Here is a 21,812-nt window from a genome sequence, read left to right as displayed (position 1 = left end):
GATGACAGATGTCATGCCACGACGTGCGCGGTCGGCACTACTGACGCCGATACCGCCGGTCCCAGTCTGAGAGGCATGGAAAACGAACGGCACCACCACGGATTCGCCCGCCACTACGTCGAGATGATCCTCGCGATGCTCATGGGCATGCTCGTCCTCGGCGCGGCCCTGCGGGGCGCCCTCGCGCTCACGGACATCGCGTACGGCATGTCCCGCCACCCCGAACTGGTCACCCTGGAAATGGCGTTCACGATGTCCGCCGGCATGGCGTTCTGGATGCGCCGCCGCGGCCACGCCTGGCCCGGCATCGCGGAGATGTCCGGCGCGATGTTCCTGCCCGCGCTGGTCCTCGTACCGCTTCTCGGGGCGGACGTCGTGGACCCCGACACGGCGATGGCATGGGAGCACCTCGCGATGCTGCCGCTGATGTTCGTCGTCATGCTGCGGCGGCGGACGGAGTACGGCGCGTGAACGCGCACGCGGTGACCCGCCGGTGGCCCACCTGCCTGGCGGTCGCGATCTGGGCCGCCCAGGCGGTGGCGGGAGCGTCGGACAGCCTGGCGGACTCGGTCAAGGGTTTCGGCGAGGTCCTGCCTCTCCTCCCCCTTCTCTACGTCGTGATCAACCAGCTGGGCACACCCCGGGTGACCTGGCCGGTGTTGGGCGGGGGCCTGGTGCTCGTCTTCGGCCTCCAGGCGCTGGACCTGGTCTCACCGGCGGGTGTGATGGTGGGGCTCGCGCTGGGGGTGCTGCTGTGGGGGATGGTGCGGGGCGCTCCACACCCGCTGGGCGTGCAGGCCGTAGGGGTGGCCGTCTTCGGGGCGCTGGCGGTGACGGGCCTGGTGGCCGACCCGGAGGTGGGTCGCTGGCTGGTGGCGGCGGGTTGGTTCTTCCACGGGCTGTGGGACTTGGCGCACCTGACGCTGGAGAGGTTGAAGGGGATAGTGGCGCCGACATTCGCGGAATGGTGCGCGGTGGTGGATGTGCTTGTAGGGGTCGAGCTGCTGCTTCTCCGGTGACTGCATTTCCCTAGGGGCGCGGGGCTGTATCGACTTGCGGCTACCGCCGCGCGGGCGCGACCAGCCTCTACGGCGCCCCCCGTCAACGAGGTTCCGGCGGCCGCTGCCGAGGCATGTTCGGCCGCGCACCCCCCGCACCCGGCGGCAGCGGGAACCGCCCCTGAACCACGTTCCCGTCCCCCCGGGCCACCCCCGCCACACCCCCCTGGATCCCCAACGGCGCCGACCCCGTCCGGAACTCCACCATCCAGTCCGCGGTCTCCACCCGCACCAGCTCGGTCACGTCCTCGGAGAACCTCCGCAGCACCCCGAGACACCGATCCGCCGCCTCCCCCGCGGTCCCCTCGGCCGGTCCCAGCACCTCCCGCACACTCTCCGAGGCCCAGTCGAACTGAAGTACCTGAAGCCGCCGCTGCACGGCCTGCGCGGTCGCCACATCCCTTATCCACCCGGACGTCACCCCGAAGAACCGGTCCACGGCCACGCACGCGACAGCGAGCAGCAGCGCCAGATACCCCCAGGTCGCGCCCCCGCCGACGACCCCCGAAAGGTCCAGCAGAGGCAGCGCGGCCCCGGCCACCGCCCCGGCCGCGGCCCCACCCCGCAGGGCCCGCGCACCGCGGCGCTTCCACACCCGGTCCGCGAGGTACCACGCGGCGGTGTCGAGCGCCCCGCGCTCCACCCACCGGTACAGCTCGTCGAGACGGAGCGCGGGCTCGCCCCAGTCCCCGAGCGGAAACGTCCGTCCCGTCAGGTCGCCCGGCCGCGGCCCGACCGCCTCCCCGCCCCGCCCGTCCTGAGGCGGACCCTCGGGCTGCATCTCCGGCTGACCCACCCGGCACTCCCTACTGATCACGGCCGATCACGCTGTGTGACGCATGGTGCTGACGCGCCGGGTCTTTCCTACCGCCCAATGGGTGGCGAAGGGACGGCTTTCACTCCTTTTCCGCCCGGAAGTGGGCCTTGATCAGGTATAGGACTCGACAACATCTCACTCGAAAGAGTGCCGGAGCGATGGCTGCGTGGAGCACGTAGGCTCATCACAGAGGACAAAGACACAGACCTATGAGCGGGAGCTGATCGTGATCCCCGGTGGTGGCCAGCCCAACATGCAGCAGCTGCTCCAGCAGGCCCAGAAGATGCAGCAGGACCTGGCGAACGCGCAGGAGGAACTGGCGCGGACCGAGGTCGACGGCCAGGCCGGCGGCGGCCTGGTCAGGGCGACGGTCACCGGCTCCGGTGAACTCCGCGCCCTGAAGATCGACCCGAAGGCGGTGGACCCTGAGGACACCGAGACCCTCGCCGATCTGATCGTCGCGGCCGTGCAGGCGGCCAACGAGAACGCCCAGACCCTCCAGCAGCAGAAGCTGGGCCCGCTGGCCCAGGGCCTGGGCGGCGGCATTCCGGGCCTGCCTTTCTAAGAAGGGCGTCCGCCAACTACCGTACGTACCCAAGGAACCCAGGAAGGACGGCAGTCCGTTGTACGAAGGCGTGGTGCAGGACCTCATCGACGAACTGGGCCGGCTGCCCGGCGTCGGTCCCAAGAGCGCCCAGCGGATCGCTTTCCACATCCTTCAGGCGGAACCGACGGACGTACGGCGGCTCGCGCAGTGCCTGATGGAGGTCAAGGCGAAGGTCCGCTTCTGCGCGACCTGCGGCAATGTGGCACAGGAAGAGCTGTGCAACATCTGCCGCGACACCCGCCGCGACCTCTCGGTCATCTGCGTGGTGGAGGAGCCGAAGGACGTGGTGGCCATCGAACGCACCCGTGAGTTCAGAGGCCGCTACCACGTGCTCGGCGGAGCGATCAGCCCCATCGAGGGTGTGGGCCCGGACGACCTGCGTATACGAGAACTTCTCGCGCGGTTGGCCGACGGGACGGTCACGGAGCTGATCCTGGCCACGGACCCGAACCTGGAGGGCGAGGCCACGGCCACGTACCTCGCTCGCATGATCAAGCCCATGGGCCTCAAGGTCACCCGCCTGGCCAGCGGCCTCCCGGTGGGCGGAGACCTGGAATACGCGGACGAGGTGACCCTCGGCCGCGCCTTCGAGGGGAGACGACTCCTAGATGTCTGACGCCACGCTGCACGCGACCGCACAGAACCCGGACGACTTCGCGGTCCAGATCGCGGACCAGGTGGAGAGTTTCCTGGTGGCCGTCACCGAGGTGGCGAGGGGCGACGAGCCGGACTCCGCCGTGCCCTTCCTCCTCCTGGAGGTCTCCCAGCTGCTCCTGGCCGGCGGCCGCCTGGGCGCCCACGAGGACATCGTCCCCGACGAGCGCTACGAGCCCGACACGGGCCCGGACGCCGACGTGGACGAGCTCCGCGAGAACCTGGCGAGGCTGCTGGACCCGATCGACGTCTACTCGGAGGTCTTCGACCCCTACGAGCCGCGCAAGGCCCCGGTGCCGGCCCGTATCTCCGACGACCTCACCGACGTCATCACCGACCTCCGCCACGGCATGGCCCACTACCGCGCGGGCCGCACCACGGAGGCCCTGTGGTGGTGGCAGTTCTCCTACTTCTCCAACTGGGGCTCGACGGCGTCCGCGACGCTGCGCGCCCTCCAGTCGGTGGTCGCGCACGTCAGGCTGAACCAGCCCCTGGAGGAGCTCGACGGCCTGGACACGGACCAGGCGATGGGCGACGAGACCCTGGAGTTCGAGGCCGGCAAGGTCATGGTGGAGGAGATCGCCGAGCCCCTGGGCATGCGCCCGGTGAAGTGAGACGGGCGGCCTACAGCCCCCACAGTCCCTTGCCCACCGCCGTGATGCCGCCTGCCAGGGCGAGCAGCAGGACGAGCTGCCGGGCCCGCTTCTCGGGTGTGCGGGAAGCGAGGCCCCGGCCGATCAGGGCGCCGGCGGTCATCGCCGCGACCACCCATCCCCACCTCGCCCCGCTCAGCTCCGGCACTCCGTTCGCCGCCACGGAGAAGGCGTTGACGACGACGCCGTAGAACATGGCGTTCGGTACGAACTCCCTGACCGTCCAGCCCGCGTTGAGGGCGTACAGGGATACCGGTGGCCCGCCGACCCCCGCCGCCGAGTTCATGAACCCGCCCGCCGCTCCCGCCACGACCGCGCCCTTCGTGCCGCGCAGCGCGGGCACCCGCGCGCCCCGCATCACCAGCAGCACGGCGCCGGTCACGAGCCCGCCCATCACCAACAGCAGGACGGGCTCCGGTAGTTGACGGGTCATCCAGGCCCCCGCCGGCACCGTGCACGCCGCCGCCACGCACAACGGCACCATCGCGCGCGGACGTACCCGACGCCGGCCGCCCGCCAGCCCCACGACACAGATGACGCCGGACGCACAGTTGGCGAGGGCCACCCCCTGCGCGGGTCCGAGCAGCAGGATCAGCGCCGGCACGGCGACCAGGGCGAAGCCCATGCCGGTGAGCCACTGGACGGAGGAGCCGAGCAGCACGATCCCCGCGAGAAGTACGTCCGCTGTCATGGTTCGGCACCCTCTCATGGGGGCGGTCTCGACGGCACCGAAGGTGTAGCCACCTACACCCCGCCTTCGGGAGAGCACTCCATCGTCTCGGTCTCCGGGGCACGGGATCGTTGATCTCACCAGGTCAACGCCCCGTACCGAAGGATTCCGAACCCATGAAGAGCCTCCTGTCCTCCAAGCCCGTCCTCTGGTTCCTCTTCCTCTTCAACGCCGTCGTCGCCGCGGTCGCCCCCTTCGTCGTGGACGGCACGCAGGGCGTGATGACCGCTGTGGGCATGGGAGTTGTCGCGGCCGGTGCGGGGGTGAGTCTGGTTCGGGACCGGAGTGCCGCCAAGTAGCCGAAGGATCACGCTCCGCGAGTTGGGTCATCCCTGGACGTCCGCTGTACGACGCCTGCACGGGCCCTAACCGGTGCCACGCGAATCTGGAGTCACTTCCTCCACAGGAACCGCAGACAGAGCGGAGGAAGCAACCCCCCTCGCCCGCACTGGAGATGAAGATGACCCGTCGCCCGATAACCAAGCGTGTAGCCGTCGTCACCGCCGGTGCCCTCGTCGCCGTCGGCACCTTCGCCGCCGGCGTCGGCGTCGCCGGGCCGGAGAAGCAGATCAGCAAGAAGCCCACCAAGCGGGAGATCGCCGCGCAGTTCGACGGCTGGAACAAGGCCCTGCGGACCGGTGATCCCGAGACCGTCGCCGACCGGTACGCCAAGGACGCCGTCCTGCTGCCCACCGTCTCCAACAAGGTCCGCAGCGACCACGCCGGCATCGTCGACTACTTCGAGCACTTCCTGCTGAACAAGCCGGTCGGCAAGAAGATCGAGACGCACATCAACATCCTCGACAACAACTCCGCCCTGGACACCGGCGTGTACGAGTTCACGCTGACCGACCCGGACACCGGCGCCAAGCGCGTCGTCGAGGCCCGCTACACCTACGAGTACGAGAAGCGCAACGGCCAGTGGAAGATCGTCAACCACCACTCTTCGGCGATGCCCGAAGGCTGATCCGCACCACCAGCCCACCCCCGGGCGCGTCCCCGAGCGTCACCGTCCCGCCGTCGTCGGTCACCAGCTGCTTGACGACGGCGAGACCGAGCCCGGAGCCGGAGCGCCCGGTCAGGCCCTGGCCGCGCCAGAAGCGGTCGAAGGCGCGGGACTTCTCCGCGTCGGACATGCCCGGTCCCTGGTCGAGGACCGACAACACGGCCTCCTCGCCCCGTGATTCGACCCGGACGGTGATCGTGCCCCCGTCCGGGGAGACCTCCAGGGCATTGGAGAGCACGTTGTCCAGCACCTGGTCCAGATGACCGGGGCTGGCCAGCACAAGCAGCCGGCCGTCGGCGTTACTCCCCCCAAGCGCGATGGTGACTCCGCGCTCGTCGGCGGCCGGCCTCCACACGTCCAGGCGTTCCTGGATGATGTCCGCCAGCGCCAGCGGCTCCGCGGCCGTGACCTTCGCCTCCGCCCGGGCCAGCACCAGCAGTCCGTTGACCAGCCGGCTCATCCGGACCACCTCGGCGGTCGCCTGCTCCACGTCCTCCCGTACGAACTCGTCGTCGACGCCGTCCGCGATGTTGTCCAGCGACAGCCGCAACGCCGTGAGAGGGGTCCGCAGTTGATGGGAGGCGTCCGCCACGAAGATCCGCTGCGAGGCGACGAGCGTGTCGAGACGTTCCGCGCCCTGGTTGAGGGTGCGCGCCAGCGTCTGGGTCTCCGGCGGGCCCGTCACGGGGGAGCGCGCGGTCAGGTCGCCGTCGCTGAACTTGCTCGCCATGCCGTTGAGTTCGCGCAGCGGCGCGGTGATCCGGCGGGCGGCGTACGCGCCGATCGCGGCGGCGGCCGCCAGCACGAGCACGGCCAGGCCGGCCCGGAAGCCCCAGATCTGCCACAGCCTCTTGGTCATGTCCGAGGTCGAGTAGACGATCCGTACGGCCGCCTCGCCCTGGGCCGGCACCGTGACGGTCAGGTGCTTGCCCCAGACGAAGTCGGAACCCCAGTCGGTCGTCGCCTCGTTCTTCTCCACGGCCCGGGTCAGCGCCGCGTCCGCGATGGGCGTCGGCAGCTTCGGGTCGCATTCGGCCGTCGGGGTCGCCTGGACATCGCCGTACGCCTTGGCGACCTTGGTCAGTGCCTCGCACGAGGCCCTGTCGCCGTTGCCCAGCAACAGCGCCATGGTGTTCGCCTCGCGCAGCACGGACTGTCTGGTGTCGTCCCGCAGCTGCTTGGTGAGGGTGAAGGCGACCGGCACGGTGAACAGGAAGATGGCCACCGCGACGAGCAGGATGTAACTCCGGATGAGCTGGCGGTTCATGAAGCGTCACTGCCGCCGTTGACGATCAGCCGGAAGCCGACCCCCCGCACCGCCTCGATCGTGATCGCCCCCGCGAGCTTCCGCCGCAGCGCCGCCACATGGACGTCCAGCGTCTTCGTCGGCCCGAACCAGTTCGCGTCCCAGACCGCTTCCATGATCTGCTCGCGCGACATCAGCGCGCCGGGCTCCTCGGTGAGGAAGGCCAGCAGGTCGTACTCCTTGGGAGCCAGCGCGACCTCCGCGCCGTCCAGGTGGACCCGGACGGCCTTGCGGTCGATCGTGAGGCGGTCGCCGTAGCGGTCGGGACCGGCGGGCTCGGCGGACGGCGTACGCGGCTGGGCGCGCCGCATCACCGCCCTTATCCGCGCGATGACCTCCCGGACCCCGAACGGCTTGGAGACGTAGTCGTCCGCGCCGAGTTCGAGGCCGACCACCCGGTCCGTCTCGTCGCTGCGCGCGCTGATCACGATGATCGGCACGTCCCCGCGCTCGCGCAGCGCCCTGCACACGTCGAGACCGTCGGTGTCGGGCAGCCCGAGATCGAGGAGTACGACGTCGTAGGGCTCCTCGTGCTTCAGCGCCGCGCCGCCCGTGGCGACCCAGGTCACCTCGAAGCCGTAGCGCAGCAGTCCGCGCCGGAGTGACTCGGCGACCGGCTCATCGTCTTCCACCAGCAGTACGCGCACAGGGCGAACCCTAATGCTTGAAATTTAAGACGACCGTCCGCCGAGTCACTCAACACGCGGCTACCGCATGACCGGCAGCCGCTCCGGGATCCGCTTCATGAACCCGGTCCGCCACACCAGCTGCTCGACCGGCACGGCCAGTGCCAGCCGTGGCATCCGTTCCAGCAACACCGTCAGGGCGATCTCGGCGTGCCTGCGGCCCAGGGCGGTGGCGGGGCAGTAGTGCCGTCCGCCGCCGAAGGAGAGGTGCGCGGCGCTGTTGGCACGGTCGAGGTCGACGGTGTGCGGGTCGGGGAAGGCGGCCGGGTCGAAGTTCGCGCCCTCGACCAGCACCAGCACCAGTTCCCCCGCCGCCACCTTCACGTCCCCGAGGACCACGTCCTCCAGCGCCAGCCTCGGCAGCCCGTCCCCGATGGACAGATTGATCCGCAGCAGCTCCTCCACCGCGGCCGGGATCCGCCCGGGGTCGGCGACCAGGTCGGCCTGGAGCGCCGGGTGCTGGATCAGCGCCAGCAGGGCCATGGTCAGGAACCCGGCGGTGGAGATGACGCCCGCCCCGAACATCGTCACGCCGACCGTGGCGAGCATCTCGTCGGTGAGGTGCGCGTAGTCGGGGTCCGTGCGCAGGGCGGCCAGCTCGGCCATCAGGCCCGTCGTCGCCGGGTCGTCCAGCCGCTCGGTCATGTACGCGATGTCCCGGTCCCAGTTGAGGCGGGCGCCCGTGACCGGGCAGGCGGAGTTCATGAACGCGATGTCCAGGCTCCGCATCAGCCTCGGCGCGTCCTCGTGCGGGATCCCGAGGAGCCGGCAGTGCATGCCGGCCGAGTACGGATCGGCGAAGCCGCCCCGCAGGTCGGCCGGGGCGCCCTCGCGGGCCAGGCCGTCGATCAGCTGACCGGCGTAGGACCGCATCCAGTCCACCAGCCCGGGGGACTTCGGGTTGAGGGCCTTGAGTACGGCCTTGCGCAGCCCGGCGCCGGTGATGTTCCCCATGTTGTTGACGACCTCGGGCGGGATCGTCAGCGCGTACTGGCGGGGCACACCTGGTGCCGAGGTGTCCTTCAGGCTGAACCGCGGGTCTTCGAGGACCCGCCTGCACAGGTCGTACGACGACACCAGCCAGGCCTCGTCGCCGGCGATGGTGCGGACCCGGCGCACGGGGGAGAGCTCGCGCAGCTCCTCGACCTCCGAGGGGAGCCGGTCGCCGCGCCAGGAGAACGGGAAGTCGATGAGGGTGTCAGCGGACGGCAACGCGCACCTCCTCGGCCGGTGTGACGATCGCGTGGCCCTGGTTGCGCGAGGCGCGCAGGCCCGCGCCGGGCGCGTACAGCAGCTCGGCCATCGGCAGCAGCTGGTGGTAGCAGTTCAGGGAGGACGGCACGCCCAGGATGGCCGGGGTGTCGAGGAAGAGCGGCGCCTCGGCGCAGACGTACGCCATGCAGACCTCGCGCTGGGCCTCGGTGACGCTGTCCACCTTGCCGGCGAGGAAGGTGCCGACGAGCTGTTCGCAGGTCGTGCGGAACTCCTCGTCGGTGCCGAGGCGGGCGGTGAGGTGCTCGTGGAGGTCGCGGTACGCCGCGTTGGCGCGGAAGTCCGACATGGCGTGCGCCCGCAGCCGGGTGCCGCCGGGGTCGACGGCCCGGACGGCGCCCAGCACCTTGGCCCGCACGCCGCGCAGGTTCTTCACCGCCTTGCGGCGCGCGTCGTCGGCCGGATAGCCGGAGGCCTCGTACATCTCGGCCACATGCAGGTCGGTGTGGACGAAGTCCACCCGCTCGAAGTGGGCGAGCCCCCAGCGGGCCAGGTCCAGGACCCGGCGGGCGGAGAAGTAGCTGTTGCCGGGGGAGACGCCGATGACGGCGTGGTCGCCGGCGCTGCGGATGACCTCGCAGTGGGGGGTGAAGGGCCGTACCTCGAAGAGGTCGGTGGGGGTGACGTGCTGGATCTCTGAGACGGTCACAGTCGTCAAGGAAGGAGAGTCCTTCGCGTCGCTAGTCCCGGGGGAGCCGTGTGCTCCTGGTGTGGCGACGACGACGCGAAGTTACCGGGCGGCTACGGAGAGCGTCAACGGGTGACCTGGCCCACTTTGCCGAGTGTTCACCGTGCGGGTGGGCAGGGTCGTGCTGGGCGTCCGGGTCTCACCATGTGGTTTCACGAAGGTCGATTTCGGACGCTCGTTAGACTGAGCCGACCGCAGTACATATACGTATGTGCGGATAGTGACTGACTGAGCGAGGAGCGCACGTGGGCCTTGTCGTGCAGAAGTACGGAGGCTCCTCCGTAGCCGATGCCGAGGGCATCAAGCGCGTCGCCAAGCGGATCGTGGAAGCGAAGAAGAACGGCAACCAGGTGGTTGTCGTGGTTTCCGCGATGGGCGACACGACGGACGAGCTGATCGATCTCGCCGAGCAGGTATCTCCGATGCCCGCCGGCCGTGAGTTCGACATGCTGCTGACCGCCGGAGAGCGTATCTCCATGGCCCTGCTGGCCATGGCGATCAAAAACCTGGGCCACGAGGCCCAGAGCTTCACCGGCAGCCAGGCAGGCGTCATCACCGACTCGGTCCACAACAAAGCGCGGATCATCGACGTCACGCCCGGCCGTATCCGGGAGTCCCTGGACAAGGGCAACATCGCCATCGTCGCGGGCTTCCAGGGCGTCAGCCAGGACAAGAAGGACATCACCACGCTGGGCCGCGGTGGCTCCGACACGACCGCCGTCGCGCTGGCCGCCGCCCTCGACGCCGAGGTGTGCGAGATCTACACCGACGTGGACGGCGTGTTCACCGCCGACCCGCGCGTGGTGAAGAAGGCGAAGAAGATCGACTGGATCTCCTTCGAGGACATGCTGGAGCTGGCGTCGTCCGGCTCCAAGGTGCTGCTCCACCGCTGTGTGGAGTACGCCCGTCGCTACAACATCCCGATCCACGTCCGTTCGTCCTTCAGCGGACTCCAGGGCACGTGGGTCAGCAGCGAGCCGATCAAGCAAGGGGACAAGCCGGTGGAGCAGGCGATCATCTCCGGTGTCGCGCACGACACCTCCGAGGCCAAGATCACGGTCGTCGGCGTGCCGGACAAGCCGGGCGAGGCCGCCACGATCTTCCGTACGATCTCCGACGCCGAGATCAACATCGACATGATCGTGCAGAACGTGTCCGCCGCCTCCACCGGTCTGACGGACATCTCCTTCACGCTGCCCAAGACCGAGGGCCGCAAGGCCATCGACGCCCTGGAGAAGAACAAGGCCGGCATCGGCTTCGACTCCCTGCGCTACGACGACCAGATCGGCAAGATCTCCCTGGTCGGCGCGGGTATGAAGACCAATCCGGGCGTCACCGCCTCCTTCTTCGAGGCGCTCTCCGACGCGGGCGTGAACATCGAGCTGATCTCCACCTCCGAGATCCGTATCTCGGTCATCACGCGCGCCGACGACGTCAACGAGGCCGTCCGCGCCGTGCACACCGCCTTCGGGCTCGACTCCGACAGCGACGAGGCCGTCGTCTACGGGGGCACGGGACGCTGATGGCAGGGACAGGGTCCGGGCGACCCGAGTCCGGGCGACCCGGGCGGCCGACGCTCGCGGTCGTGGGGGCGACCGGCGCCGTCGGCACGGTCATGCTCCAGATCCTGTCCCAGCACGCGGACATCTGGGGCGAGATCCGTCTGATCGCCTCCCCGCGCTCGGCCGGCCGCAAGCTGGCCGTGCGCGGCGAGGAGGTCGAGGTGGTGGACCTGACGGAGGAGGCCTTCGACGGGGTCCATGTCGCCATGTTCGACGTCCCCGACGAGGTCTCCGCGCAGTGGGCGCCGATCGCCGCCGCGCGCGGTGCCGTCGTCGTGGACAACTCGGGCGCCTTCCGGATGGACCCGGAGGTGCCCCTCGTCGTCCCCGAGGTCAACCCGCACGCGGCGCGGGTCAGGCCGCGCGGGATCGTCGCCAACCCCAACTGCACGACCCTGTCGATGATCGTGGCCCTCGGCGCCCTGCACGCCGAGTTCGGGCTGCGTGAGCTGGTGGTGTCGTCGTACCAGGCGGTGAGCGGGGCCGGCCGGGCCGGTGTGGAGACCCTGCGCCAGCAGCTCTCGCTGGTGGCCGGTACGGAACTGGGGACCCACCCCGGAGACGTACGGCGGGCCGTGGGCGACAACACCGGGCCGTTCCCGGAGCCGGTCGCGCTCAATGTCGTCCCGTGGGCCGGGTCGCTGCGCGAGGACGGCTGGTCCTCGGAGGAGATGAAGGTGCGGGACGAGTCCCGCAAGATCCTCGGCCTGCCCGAACTGCCCGTCGCGGTCACCTGTGTCCGGGTTCCGGTCGTCACCACGCACTCACTGACCGTGCACGCCCGCTTCGAGGGCGAGGTCACCGTCGCCAAGGCGCGTGAGATCCTCGCCACTGCGCCGGGCGTCGTGCTGTTCGACAACCCGGCCGCCGGGGAGTTCCCGACCCCCGCCGACGTGGTCGGCACCGACCCCACCTGGGTGGGCCGGGTACGCCGGGCGCTGGACGATCCGACCGCCCTCGAACTCTTCGTTTGCGGCGACAACCTGCGCAAGGGCGCGGCCCTCAACACCGCGCAGATCGCCGAGCTGGTCGCGGGCGAGTTCATGTGACGTTTCCCGGAATTCCTTCTGCGGGACGGAAAAGTACTGGCCTGCGGACAGCCGCTTTGTAGGATCTGTGAGCGACTCGTGGTGCGGACGATGGTCCGGACCACTTGATCCGAGCCACCTCGGCGTCCGAAAATTTGCCTCCCCGCTCTCCGCAACCGCGCGAAGGGCGGGGAGCGTCTTTGCGAACGCCCTTCAGGGGGTGCGGGGATGCTTCAAGGGGCGTGGGGACGCCCCGCATCATTCAGGACACAGGGGAAGAGCGGGTAGGCATGAGGGCGCTTGACGCACGGTCAGTAGTGCTGCCTGACACAAGACGGAGGGCCGTCTCGTGCGGCACGCGGCCGTCCGACGCAAAAGTGACGCTCGACGCGTACAACCCTTACGGGGGTAGGCGTGTCCAACTGGCGTGGCAGAGGTTCTCGACTTCACAGCGGTCTCGCGCGGCACGGCCCTTCGGCCGCCGCGCCCCACGGCCGTACGACCCCGCAGGGCCGGTACGCCCGGTGGCATGCCGGTGATCGCGCCGATGCCCGCAGCGCGGCCTACCCGCATACCCAGTCAGCGTGACGGTGCCGAGGACGTGGCTGCCGCAGGCACCACCGTCGACCACCTCACCGAGACCTACCGGGCGCACTACCGCTCGCTGCTCGGTCTCGCAGCCCTTCTCCTCGACGACACCGCCTCCTGCGAGGACGTCGTCCAGGAGGCCTTCATCCGCGTCCACTCCGCGCGCAAGCGCGTCCGCGACCCGGAGAAGACACTCGCGTATCTGCGCCAGACCGTCGTCAATCTCTCCCGCTCGGCCCTGCGCCGCCGCATCCTCGGACTCAAGCTGCTGTCCAAGCCGATGCCGGACATGGCGAGCGCCGAGGAGGGTGCGTACGACCAGCTGGAGCGCGACTCGCTCATCAAGGCGATGAAGGGGCTCCAGCGCCGCCAGCGCGAGGTCCTCGTCCTGCGGTACTTCGCGGACATGACCGAGGCGCAGGTCGCCGAGACCCTGGGGATATCCCTGGGCTCGGTGAAGGCGTACGGCTCCCGAGGCATCGCGGCCCTGCGGGTCGCCATGGAGGCACCGGCATGAGCGGGTCCTCGGAGCACGACGGGCGTCGCCGCCCGCACGTCCCGCACGAGTGGCGTGAGCCGGGCGGCGCGGACGCGCAAGCCAAGCCGAAGCAATCAACTGCTGGGAACGGAACTGTGAACCACGGCCTCGACGACCAGAGCCCCTCGGGAGGGCTCGACTCGGACGAGCTGGCACTGCGCCGCATGCTGCTGCACGCGGTCGAGGAGATCGAGCCGCGCGAGGGCACGCTCGACCATCTGCGCACGGCGGTACCCGCGCGACGGGCACGCAAGCGGCAGGCGATGGTCGGTATGGCCGCCGCCGCGCTCTTCGTCGGCACCGCCGTCCCCGCCCTGCTGCATGTCTCGGGCGCCACCGGCTCCGACGCCGACCCCTTCAACGCCGGTCACTACTCGCAGGCCCAGGGCGGCGCGAGCCAGGGCAAGGGCCCGGACGGCGGCGAGAGCACCTCCGGCGGTTCCTCCGGCAAGGTGGAGGACAAGGACAAGGGCAGCTCCAAGGAAGACGACAAGGACAAGGGCACCGGCAGCGGAACCGGGGGCAGCGACACCTCCGGCCCCTCGGCCACCAGCACGGCGGGCGTCCCCGCGTGTACGGCCACCGATCTCGGTACGCCGACCGCGAGCATCGACCCCGCCGACTCGGCCGGCGCGGTGTACGGCACGTTCACCTTCACCAACGGCTCGACCGCGGCCTGTCTGGTCACCGGTCCGGGCACCGTGGTCCCGACCACGGGGGGCGCGGCGGACTCCACCAAGGTCTTCGCGAACCGGCATGTCTCCGGTGACGCGGCGGTCTCCCTGCCCGACCCGTCCCTCGAACTGGCCTCCCTGAGCCTGCAGCCCGGCTCCTCCTACACCGTGCGGTTCGCCTGGGTCCCCTCGGAGACCTGCCCCGTGGACAACGGCAGCGACGGCGGCACCACCGGCGGTCCCACCACCACACCCAGCCCCACCGAGAACTCCGGCACCACCGAGGGCACCTCCACGGGCGGCGACACCGGCACCTCCACCCAGCTGATGACGGCGGACGGCACGGTGGAGGGCAGCGTGACGGTCACCGGCACGGCGGCGGGCGGCGCCCCGTCGACGTCGGCGACGATTTCGAATGCGTGCGCGGGGACGGTGTACTACACGGGTGTGCTGGCGCCGACGGCGTAGATCGGGGCGCGTGGAGCAGGTCGCGTAGAGCAGGCCGCGTGGATAAGGCCGCGCGGATCAGGCGGTCTGGAGCCGGTGTGGGTGAGACCGGCCGGGTGCGGGGTGAGACCGGTCGGACTCGCCGTTACACGGACGCGCGCCGATCGTCCGGCTCGGGCTTCGCCTCTGACGCCGTCTCCGTATCCTGCTCGGGCAGCAGCCCGAGTTCGGCGTCCCGTACGAACTCCACCTCGCGCCGGATCAGCCGGAACCACATGAAGACCACGAACCCGGCGAAGACGAACCACTCGCCGGTGTAGCCCAGGTTCTGGAACGCCTTCAGATTCAGCCCGGTGTCCGGAGCCGCGGCCGCGGGCACCGCCTTCATCCCGGAGTCCCCGGTGTTGAGGGTGATCCAGGCGTCGTACACGTCGTACGACACGAGGTTCACCAGCGAGGCCGCACTGATCGCCGAGGTCTGTCCGGCCGGCAGTCCGCCCTGCGCACTGACCCCGTTCTCACCGGGCTGCTCGGACGCCTGGAGGGCTCCCGTGACGGTGACCTCGCCCGAGGGCGCCGCCGGGGCCTTCGCGGCGTCCGCGGTCCCCGGCAGCCAACCCCGCACCACGGGCAGCGCCTTGCCGCCGTCGGTGCGCAGCAACGTCAGCACGTAGTAGCCGCGTTTGCCGTCCAGCTCCCGGCCCGGTACCAGCAACTGCTTCCCGTACCGCCCGGTCGCGGTGGCCTGCTCCCCGGACGTCTCCTTGTCCACCGGCAGCAGGTCCGCCAGCGGCCGCGCGGCATCCCCCGCGTCCGTCGCGACCCGCGAGGTGGCGCGGTCGTGGTCCGCCATCCGGTCCTCGAACCGGCTCAGCTGCCAGGACCCCATGAACACACAGAAGGGGATGGCGAGCAGCACGAAGACGTTGATCCCCCACCAGCGGGGCGTCAGCAGAAACCGGTACACACCTCAACGGTACGGGGCAGTCCGCGGGCACCGGCCCGCGGGGTCAGTACCTCTCGACGAGATGCTCGCGCCCGGCCGGGGGCTCGTACGGCTCCGGCCAGAAGTCGGTCATGGTGGCTATCCGGCCGCTCTCGTCCCCGGTGAAGAACGCGATGCCGTACATCTCCTCCAGCCCCACCGTGAAGTGGGCCCAGCTGACCACCTGCCCCGGCTCGGCGACGATCCGCTCGATCCGCAGGTGCCAGTCACCCGGGTACTCCCGGTTGAACCGCACGAACCGCTCTCGCCCGCTGATCCGCTCGCGGGTCTGCGGCAGTGTGTACACCACGTCCTCGGCCAGCGTGGCAGCGAACGCGTCCCAGTCCCGCGCCTCGGCGGTGGCCCAGAAAGTCTCGACTGTCTTGCGCAGATCTGTCATGCGGTCGAGTCTGCACCCCGCCACTGACAATGGGGTCCCGCCGGGTGTTCGGTGGCAGGTGGCAGGTGGCAGGTGGCAGGTGGCAGGTGGCAGGTGGCAGGTGGCAGGTGGCAGGTGGCAGGTGGCTGGTCGCCGGCGCCGGTCGCCGGGGACAGGGGCGTGGGTCGGGGCGATGGCGCGGGCCGGGGGATGGGGGCGAGGGCGCGGGCCGGGGGATGGGGGATGGGGGAGAGGGCCGCGGCCGCGGGCGAGGGGAGTGAGCGGGGGCGGAGGGGCCAGGCGGCGGGGCCGCCCGGCCTGCTCGGAGGTGTGATCGGTGGAGGTTGTCCACAGGCTGGGGACCTCGGCGGCGCATTGTCGGCGGGGCCAGGCACTATGGGGCCATGACTGAGAGCAACGGGTCCGTCTCGCCCGAGCAGAACGAACCGACGCCGGACTGGGAGAAGCGCTTCCGGGCGCCCCGGGTGTCCCTGCCCGACTGGGCGGAGGACGCACCGGACCGCTCCCTGTTCGTGTCGAACGCGACGGGGACGTACGAGCTGTACGCCTGGGACCGCGCCACGGACGAGCAGCGCCAGGTGACCGACCGGCCCAACGGCACGACGGACGGCGTGCTCTCCCCGGACGGCGCGTGGATCTGGTGGTTCGACGACAAGGACGGCGACGAGTTCGGTGTCTGGCGCCGCCAGCCGTTCGCGGGCGGCGAGGACGAGCTCGCGGCACCGGGCCTGGACGCCTCCTACCCGGCGGGCCTCGCCCTCGCCCGGGACGGCCGTACGGCGGTGGTGGGCCGCTCCACCGACGAGGACGGTACGACGATCTATGTCGCCCGTGAGGGCGAGCAGCCGGTGGAGATCTACCGCCACCGTGAGTCCGCGGGCGTCGGGGACCTCTCCCACGACGGCTCGCTGATCGCCCTGGAGCACACCGAGCACGGCGACGCGATGCACTCGGCGCTGCGGGTGGTCCGCCCGGACGGCACCGCGGTGGCCGAGCTCGACGACACGAAGGGCGGCACGCAGGAGCTGGGCCTGGAGGTCCTCGGCTTCGCCCCGGTCGACGGCGACCCGCGCCTCCTGATCGGCCACCAGCGCCGGGGCCGCTGGGAGCCCCTGGTGTGGGACGTCTCGACGGGCGAGGAGACGGACCTCGCCCTCGACCTGCCCGGTGACGTGAGCGCCGAGTGGTATCCGGACGGCACCGGTCTGCTCATCGCGCACAGCTTCGAGGCCCGCAGCGAGTTGTTCCGCTACGACCTGGCGACCCGCGAACTGGTGAGGATCCCGACCCCGCCCGGCTCGGTCTCCGGCGCGACCGCCCGCCCCGACGGCAGCGTCGAGTACCTGTGGTCCTCGGCCGCCGAACCGTCGACGGTCCGCTCGACGACGGGCCGGGTCGTCCTGGACCCGCCGGGTCTGAAGTCCCCGGGCTCGGTCCCGGTGGAGGACGTCTGGGTGGAGGGGCCGGGCGGCCGCATCCACGCCCTGGTCCAGAAGCCGCGGGGCGCGACGGGTCCCCTGCCCACCGTCTTCGACATCCACGGCGGCCCGACCTGGCACGACAGCGACGCGTTCGCGGCCGGCCCGGCGGCATGGGTCGACCACGGGTACGCGGTCGTGCGGGTCAACTACCGCGGCTCGACGGGCTACGGCCGTGCGTGGACGGACGCGCTGAAGCACCGGGTCGGTCTGATCGAGCTGGAGGACATCGCGGCGGTCAGGGAATGGGCGGTGAGCACGGGCCTGGCCGACCCCACCCGCCTCATCCTGACCGGCGGCTCCTGGGGCGGCTACCTCACCCTCCTCGGCCTCGGCACCCAGCCCGACGCCTGGACCCTGGGCATCGCGGCCGTCCCCGTCGCCGACTACGTCACGGCGTACCACGACGAGATGGAAGCCCTCAAGGCCATGGACCGCACCCTCCTGGGCGGCACCCCGGAAGAGGTCCCCGAACGCTTCGAGGCAAGCTCCCCCCTGACCTACGTCGACCAGGTCAAGGCCCCGGTCTACATCTCGGCCGGCGTCAACGACCCCCGCTGCCCCATCCGCCAGATCGACAACTACGTCAAGCGCCTGGAAGCCCGCGGCGCGGTCCACGAGGTCTACCGCTACGACGCGGGCCACGGCTCCCTGGTAGTCGACGAACGCATCAAGCAGGTAACCCTGGAACTCGACTTCGCAGCCCGCCACCTACCCTCCTGACCGCGGCCCCCCCTCGACGCCGGGCCGCGACTACCGGACCGACCCGGCGCCGGGGAATGGGTAAGGGCGGCGGGGGCGAAAAACAACCCCCGGCGCGCACCCCTACATCCCCGCCCCCTCCCGAGCCCGCCTCCCCAACAATTCCGCCAACCCACGCCGAGTAGCCGCCAGCACCACCCGATCCGCCCCCTTCAGCACATACGTATCGGGCAGATCCCACACCAACCCGGACGGCGCCCCGACCTCCTCGTACGCCCCCTCCACAGCAGACTCCTCCCGCCGCCCGGAGGAGGCCGCCGTGTCCAATGCCAACACCCGCCACGCCCCCGCCCGAAACGCCGCCCCGACCGTCCGCCCCTCCAACTGCGGATGCCCACCCACCTCGACCGCGGCGAACAACAACACCCGCCGCTCCACCGGAATCGCCCCCAGAATCTGCCGCCCCATCATCGCCCCGGCAAACGCGGGCGCAGCCAGATGAGACACACTCCGACTCCGAGTGGAGGCCTGCGGATGAGCCGCCCGCAACGTCCGGTACACCGCGGTGGCGAAGTCGTCGTCGTACAACCGCAGCACCACCCGAAGATCCGGCCGCACGGACCGCGCATACAACGCGGCCTCCAGATTCGTCGTATCCGCACTGGTCACCGCCAACAACGCATGCGCCCGATGCACCTTGGCAGCCTCCAGCACCCCTTCCTGAGTGACATCCCCCAGCACCACAGGCACCCGCAGCCGCCGAGCGGTCGCCAGCCCCCGGGCCTCGGGGTCGGACTCCACACACACCACGGGGATGTTCAGCTCCCGCAACCGCGTCAGCACGCGCGTGCCGATCTTCCCCAGCCCGAGCAGCACCACATGCCCACCCAGCCCCCGCGGCGGCTTGCGCAACGCGGACGCGGTCCGAAAGGTCCCCAGCGCCTCGAGCACCGCGGCCAGCAGCACCGGCAGCAGCAGCAACCCGACCAGCCCGGCGAGGAGTTGCAGGACCTGACGCCCGGTGGACGCCCCGAGCGCGGGATCGTTGATGGCGAAGAGATCGAGGAGGGTCATGTACGTCGCGTACAGCGGATGCTCCCCGGTCACCACCGTCAGCGCGACGGCGAGCGCGGCCACACACCCCACCAGCCCGGCCAACGACCACCGCAACCGCCGCGAGAAGAGCGAGGCGAACGGCGGTACGACATTGCGCCCCGGGGACATGGAGGGCCCCGCGTACGACACCTGCTCCAGCACCACGGTCCCGCGCTCCCCGGCCGCCCGTACCGCCGCGGCGTCCGGCAGCAGCTCGGGCCCCTGCTCGACACCGCCCGGATCGGACCCGTCGGGCCCCGCGGTGCCGTTGCCGCTCGCCGACAGCAGCGCCAGCGTGGCCAGCCCGGAAGCACCACCCCCCGGCGGCCGCTCCACCGCCCGCAACAGCAACCCGTCCGTCTGCACGACCTTGCTGGTCCCGGCAACGGCACTGGCCACGAGCGCCGGCGCGGCGGTGTCGGCGTCGGACAGGACAGTCGTAGAGGCATCGAAACCGGAGCCGGACCCGGACCCGGAGGTCGAGCCGTCCCCGGCCGCCAAGGCCGCCGCCTGATCGAGGAGTTCCTCGATGTGCTGCCCCAACCGCCGGTTGTAGAGCCGCAGGACGAGCCGCAGCCGGGGATTGAGCCGGCGGGCGGTCAGCGCGGCGCGGATGTTGGTCTCGTCGTCGTCGTACACGAGCGCCAGCGCGGCGGCCCGTTCCACCCCGGCATCCGCGAGCACGGCTTCGGTCGCCTCGGCGGCCTCCACCAGCCGTTCCCCACCGGCGGGTCCGCCCGCCCCCGCCCGACCACCGGCGGCGGCGCTCACCATCCGGTCCAGCCAGGCCGCCGAGGCAGCCCGCGCCCGTCCCACCACCGGCGGCCGCACACTCCGCTCGGACGCGGGCACGACGAGTGTGACCTGTTCCCCGTACACGCCCCGCAACTCGGCGGCCAGCCGATGCGCGAGCCCGTCGTCGCCGCACACGAGCATGTGCGCGCCGCTGTCCCCGGCCTGACCTTGATTCGGAACGCTCGCCACGAGGGGAAAGACTGCCTTACCGGGACGGGAGGTTCCAGAAGACACTGAACACCCGTCCGTACCCCGCCGTACTGGAGGGGAGGGAAACCAGCATCCTTCGGGAGGTACCTCGCCCGTGGCCATCACCAAGCCGACGCCGAACCGCGCGCCGGTACTCCCGGAACCCCAGGCACCTCCGGTTCCCCCGGACGACGACCGACAGGCCCGCCACCTCAACTCCCCCCTCCTGCTCACCATGCTCCTCCTCCTGGCGCTGCTCATGCAGGGCCCGATCCGCGGGCTGCTCGCCGCCCCGGTGATGCAGAGCTGGATGACGGTGTTCGTGGCCGTGGTCGTCCAGGCGCTCCCCTTCCTGGTGCTCGGTGTGATGCTGTCGGCGGCGATCGCGGTGTTCGTCCCGGCGTCGTTCTTCGCCCGCGCGCTCCCCAAGCGCCCCGCGCTTGCGGTCCCGGTCGCGGGCGCGGCGGGCGCGGTGCTGCCGGGCTGCGAGTGCGCGTCCGTCCCCGTGGCCGGCGCCCTGGTCCGCCGGGGCGTGGCCCCCGCCGCCGCCCTCGCGTTCCTGCTCTCCGCCCCGGCGATCAACCCGATCGTGCTGACGGCGACGGCGGTCGCGTTCCCGAACAACCCCGAGATGGTCCTGGCCCGGTTCGTCGCCAGCCTGCTCGTGGCGTGCGCGATGGGCTGGCTGTGGCTGCGCCTCGGCCGTACCGACTGGCTGCGGCCGCCGAGCCGCGCGTCGTACGACGGTCAGGGCAGGGGAGCGGCGTTCTGGGGGTCGGTCCGGCACGACGTGATGCACGCCGGCGGTTTCCTGGTCGTCGGCGCGATGGCGGCGGCGACGCTGAAGGCGGTCGTACCGGAGGAGTGGCTGCGTGCGGCGGCCGGGAACCCGCTCGTCTCCGTGCTCGCCCTCGCCGTACTGGCCGTCCTGCTGTCGATCTGCTCGGAGGCGGACGCGTTCGTGGCGGCCTCGCTGTCCCAGTTCTCGCTCACCGCGCGACTGGCGTTCCTGGTGGTCGGCCCGATGATCGACCTGAAGCTGTTCGCGATGCAGGCCGGCACCTTCGGCCGCGGCTTCGCGCTGCGCTTCGCGCCCGCCACCTTCGTCCTCGCCGTCCTGGTGTCGGTGCTGACCGGGGCGGTGCTGCTGTGAACCGGCACGCGCAGTCGGCGGTCATGTTCCTGCTCGGCGCGACCCTGCTGCACGCGGGCAGCACCGATCTGTACCTCCGATACGTCAAGGCAGGCCTGCAACCGCTCCTGCTGCTCTCCGGCGCGGTCCTGATCGCGGCGGCGGTGGCGACGCTCTGGTACGAGCGGCGCGGCGGCCACGCGGAACACCACCACGAGCCCCGGGTCTCCTGGCTCCTGGCCCTCCCCGTCCTCGCCCTCGTGCTGGTCGCCCCGCCGGCCCTCGGCTCGTACAGCGCGATGCGCACGGGTACGGCCCTCCAGCAGGCCTACGGCTATGAGGACCTGCCCGCCGAGGGACCGCTGCGCCTCGGCGTGGCCGACTACGCGGGCCGCGCGGTCTACGACCACGGGCGATCCCTGAGGAACCGCGAGATCAAGGTCACCGGCTTCGTCGCCCTGGACCCGGCCGGCCACCCCTATCTCGTGCGCATGACCCTCAACTGCTGCGCCGCCGACGCCCAGCCGGTGAAGGTCGCCCTCACCGGCACGATCCCGCCGGTGCTGCGCCCGGACTCCTGGCTGGAGGTCACCGGCACCTACACGCCCCAGCGGACGAAGGACCCGGTGAACAACGGCCCGATCCCGTATCTGAAGGTCGCCTCGTCGCGGCCGGTGGCGGCGCCGACGGACCCGTACGACGAGACCTGGAACAAGTGACGC

At 70.9% G+C, this 21,812-nt stretch carries 23 protein-coding genes; 14 read left to right on the top strand and 9 right to left on the bottom strand.

Annotated features, from left to right (window positions below):
- Window positions 1–75: 75 nt before the first annotated feature.
- Entirely contained in the window at window positions 76–471 is a 396-nt protein-coding gene (locus ACFY0U_RS10070; RefSeq protein ID WP_388632983.1) for a hypothetical protein, read from the top strand.
- Window positions 468–1,019, top strand: coding sequence for a hypothetical protein (locus tag ACFY0U_RS10065; RefSeq protein WP_388632980.1), 552 nt, complete (start codon window positions 468–470; stop codon window positions 1,017–1,019). Before ACFY0U_RS10070 ends, ACFY0U_RS10065 begins: the two co-directional genes overlap by 4 nt.
- Window positions 1,020–1,101: 82 nt before the next feature.
- Here the strand turns inward: ACFY0U_RS10065 and ACFY0U_RS10060 are convergent, their stop codons facing one another.
- A complete protein-coding gene (locus ACFY0U_RS10060; RefSeq protein WP_388632977.1) occupies window positions 1,102–1,854 on the bottom strand; it encodes an SLATT domain-containing protein in 753 nt (250 codons plus the stop codon).
- Window positions 1,855–2,101: 247 nt separating this feature from the next.
- Here ACFY0U_RS10060 and ACFY0U_RS10055 point away from each other — a divergent pair, with 247 nt between their 5' ends.
- From ACFY0U_RS10055 to ACFY0U_RS10045, 3 genes are read left to right on the top strand one after another with little or no spacing between them, the layout of a single operon-like run.
- The gene (locus tag ACFY0U_RS10055) at window positions 2,102–2,440 is read left to right on the top strand and encodes a YbaB/EbfC family nucleoid-associated protein (RefSeq protein WP_365402463.1); all 339 of its coding nucleotides are present in this window, start codon (window positions 2,102–2,104) and stop codon (window positions 2,438–2,440) included.
- 58 nt (window positions 2,441–2,498) lie between these two features.
- Complete coding sequence (gene recR, locus ACFY0U_RS10050) at window positions 2,499–3,098, top strand: recombination mediator RecR (protein WP_266824222.1); 600 nt, start codon at window positions 2,499–2,501, stop codon at window positions 3,096–3,098.
- Complete coding sequence (locus tag ACFY0U_RS10045) at window positions 3,091–3,750, top strand: DUF5063 domain-containing protein (protein ID WP_388632973.1); 660 nt, start codon at window positions 3,091–3,093, stop codon at window positions 3,748–3,750. The genes recR and ACFY0U_RS10045 overlap by 8 nt, the downstream gene beginning before the upstream one ends.
- 10 nt (window positions 3,751–3,760) lie before the next feature.
- Here the strand turns inward: ACFY0U_RS10045 and ACFY0U_RS10040 are convergent, their stop codons facing one another.
- Window positions 3,761–4,480 carry a sulfite exporter TauE/SafE family protein gene (locus ACFY0U_RS10040; RefSeq protein ID WP_388632970.1) on the bottom strand — a complete coding sequence of 240 codons (720 nt, stop codon included), beginning with the start codon at window positions 4,478–4,480 and terminating at the stop codon, window positions 3,761–3,763.
- 155 nt (window positions 4,481–4,635) lie between these two features.
- Here ACFY0U_RS10040 and ACFY0U_RS10035 point away from each other — a divergent pair, with 155 nt between their 5' ends.
- On the top strand, window positions 4,636–4,818 hold the full coding sequence (locus ACFY0U_RS10035) for a hypothetical protein (protein ID WP_388632967.1): 183 nt from the start codon (window positions 4,636–4,638) through the stop codon (window positions 4,816–4,818).
- 161 nt (window positions 4,819–4,979) lie between these two features.
- Complete coding sequence (locus ACFY0U_RS10030) at window positions 4,980–5,486, top strand: SgcJ/EcaC family oxidoreductase (protein ID WP_388632964.1); 507 nt, start codon at window positions 4,980–4,982, stop codon at window positions 5,484–5,486.
- Here the strand turns inward: ACFY0U_RS10030 and ACFY0U_RS10025 are convergent.
- Genes ACFY0U_RS10025 through ACFY0U_RS10010 form a run of 4 tightly spaced genes read right to left on the bottom strand, consistent with a single transcriptional unit; the run spans window position 5,452 to window position 9,438 of the window.
- Window positions 5,452–6,792, bottom strand: coding sequence for a sensor histidine kinase (locus tag ACFY0U_RS10025; RefSeq protein WP_388632962.1), 1,341 nt, complete (start codon window positions 6,790–6,792; stop codon window positions 5,452–5,454). The two genes, ACFY0U_RS10030 and ACFY0U_RS10025, sit on opposite strands and share 35 nt — an antisense overlap.
- Window positions 6,789–7,478, bottom strand: coding sequence for a response regulator transcription factor (locus tag ACFY0U_RS10020; RefSeq protein WP_388632960.1), 690 nt, complete (start codon window positions 7,476–7,478; stop codon window positions 6,789–6,791). Before ACFY0U_RS10020 ends, ACFY0U_RS10025 begins: the two co-directional genes overlap by 4 nt.
- 60 nt (window positions 7,479–7,538) lie before the next feature.
- Window positions 7,539–8,729, bottom strand: a complete 1,191-nt coding sequence (locus ACFY0U_RS10015) for a cytochrome P450 (RefSeq protein ID WP_388632958.1) — start codon at window positions 8,727–8,729, stop codon at window positions 7,539–7,541.
- A complete protein-coding gene (locus ACFY0U_RS10010; protein WP_388634289.1) occupies window positions 8,716–9,438 on the bottom strand; it encodes a tRNA-dependent cyclodipeptide synthase in 723 nt (240 codons plus the stop codon). Before ACFY0U_RS10010 ends, ACFY0U_RS10015 begins: the two co-directional genes overlap by 14 nt.
- Window positions 9,439–9,722: 284 nt before the next feature.
- Between ACFY0U_RS10010 and ACFY0U_RS10005 the strand changes: the two genes are divergently transcribed.
- The 4 genes from ACFY0U_RS10005 (at window position 9,723) to ACFY0U_RS09990 (ending at window position 14,335) form a co-directional block, all read left to right on the top strand.
- Window positions 9,723–11,000: an aspartate kinase gene (locus tag ACFY0U_RS10005; RefSeq protein ID WP_388632955.1), complete on the top strand. Its 1,278-nt coding sequence runs from the start codon at window positions 9,723–9,725 to the stop codon at window positions 10,998–11,000.
- Window positions 11,000–12,088 carry an aspartate-semialdehyde dehydrogenase gene (locus tag ACFY0U_RS10000; protein ID WP_388632952.1) on the top strand — a complete coding sequence of 363 codons (1,089 nt, stop codon included), beginning with the start codon at window positions 11,000–11,002 and terminating at the stop codon, window positions 12,086–12,088. Before ACFY0U_RS10005 ends, ACFY0U_RS10000 begins: the two co-directional genes overlap by 1 nt.
- Window positions 12,089–12,494: 406 nt before the next feature.
- A complete protein-coding gene (locus ACFY0U_RS09995; RefSeq protein ID WP_266824186.1) occupies window positions 12,495–13,172 on the top strand; it encodes a SigE family RNA polymerase sigma factor in 678 nt (225 codons plus the stop codon).
- A complete protein-coding gene (locus ACFY0U_RS09990; protein WP_388632949.1) occupies window positions 13,169–14,335 on the top strand; it encodes a hypothetical protein in 1,167 nt (388 codons plus the stop codon). Before ACFY0U_RS09995 ends, ACFY0U_RS09990 begins: the two co-directional genes overlap by 4 nt.
- Window positions 14,336–14,459: 124 nt before the next feature.
- Here the strand turns inward: ACFY0U_RS09990 and ACFY0U_RS09985 are convergent, their stop codons facing one another.
- Together ACFY0U_RS09985 and ACFY0U_RS09980 are read right to left on the bottom strand one after the other, a co-directional pair.
- Complete coding sequence (locus ACFY0U_RS09985) at window positions 14,460–15,281, bottom strand: SURF1 family protein (protein ID WP_388632945.1); 822 nt, start codon at window positions 15,279–15,281, stop codon at window positions 14,460–14,462.
- Window positions 15,282–15,324: 43 nt separating this feature from the next.
- The gene (locus ACFY0U_RS09980) at window positions 15,325–15,699 is read right to left on the bottom strand and encodes a nuclear transport factor 2 family protein (protein WP_388632942.1); all 375 of its coding nucleotides are present in this window, start codon (window positions 15,697–15,699) and stop codon (window positions 15,325–15,327) included.
- Between the two features lie 383 nt (window positions 15,700–16,082).
- Here ACFY0U_RS09980 and ACFY0U_RS09975 point away from each other — a divergent pair, with 383 nt between their 5' ends.
- Window positions 16,083–17,900, top strand: coding sequence for a S9 family peptidase (locus ACFY0U_RS09975; protein ID WP_388632939.1), 1,818 nt, complete (start codon window positions 16,083–16,085; stop codon window positions 17,898–17,900).
- A 102-nt stretch (window positions 17,901–18,002) separates the two neighbouring features.
- Here the strand turns inward: ACFY0U_RS09975 and ACFY0U_RS09970 are convergent, their stop codons facing one another.
- A complete protein-coding gene (locus ACFY0U_RS09970) occupies window positions 18,003–19,910 on the bottom strand; it encodes an NAD-binding protein (RefSeq protein ID WP_388634287.1) in 1,908 nt (635 codons plus the stop codon).
- A gap of 163 nt (window positions 19,911–20,073) precedes the next feature.
- Here ACFY0U_RS09970 and ACFY0U_RS09965 point away from each other — a divergent pair, with 163 nt between their 5' ends.
- Together ACFY0U_RS09965 and ACFY0U_RS09960 are read left to right on the top strand one after the other, a co-directional pair.
- Complete coding sequence (locus ACFY0U_RS09965; RefSeq protein ID WP_388632936.1) at window positions 20,074–21,111, top strand: permease; 1,038 nt, start codon at window positions 20,074–20,076, stop codon at window positions 21,109–21,111.
- The gene (locus ACFY0U_RS09960) at window positions 21,108–21,809 is read left to right on the top strand and encodes a TIGR03943 family putative permease subunit (protein WP_388632933.1); all 702 of its coding nucleotides are present in this window, start codon (window positions 21,108–21,110) and stop codon (window positions 21,807–21,809) included. Before ACFY0U_RS09965 ends, ACFY0U_RS09960 begins: the two co-directional genes overlap by 4 nt.
- The last annotated feature ends 3 nt before the right edge of the window (window positions 21,810–21,812 follow it).

The organism is Streptomyces sp. NPDC001536 (genome assembly GCF_042894505.1).
Taxonomy (GTDB): domain Bacteria; phylum Actinomycetota; class Actinomycetes; order Streptomycetales; family Streptomycetaceae; genus Streptomyces.
The sequence above is the reverse complement of the archived record's forward strand: the minus strand, read 5'-3'. Positions and strand labels throughout refer to the sequence as shown.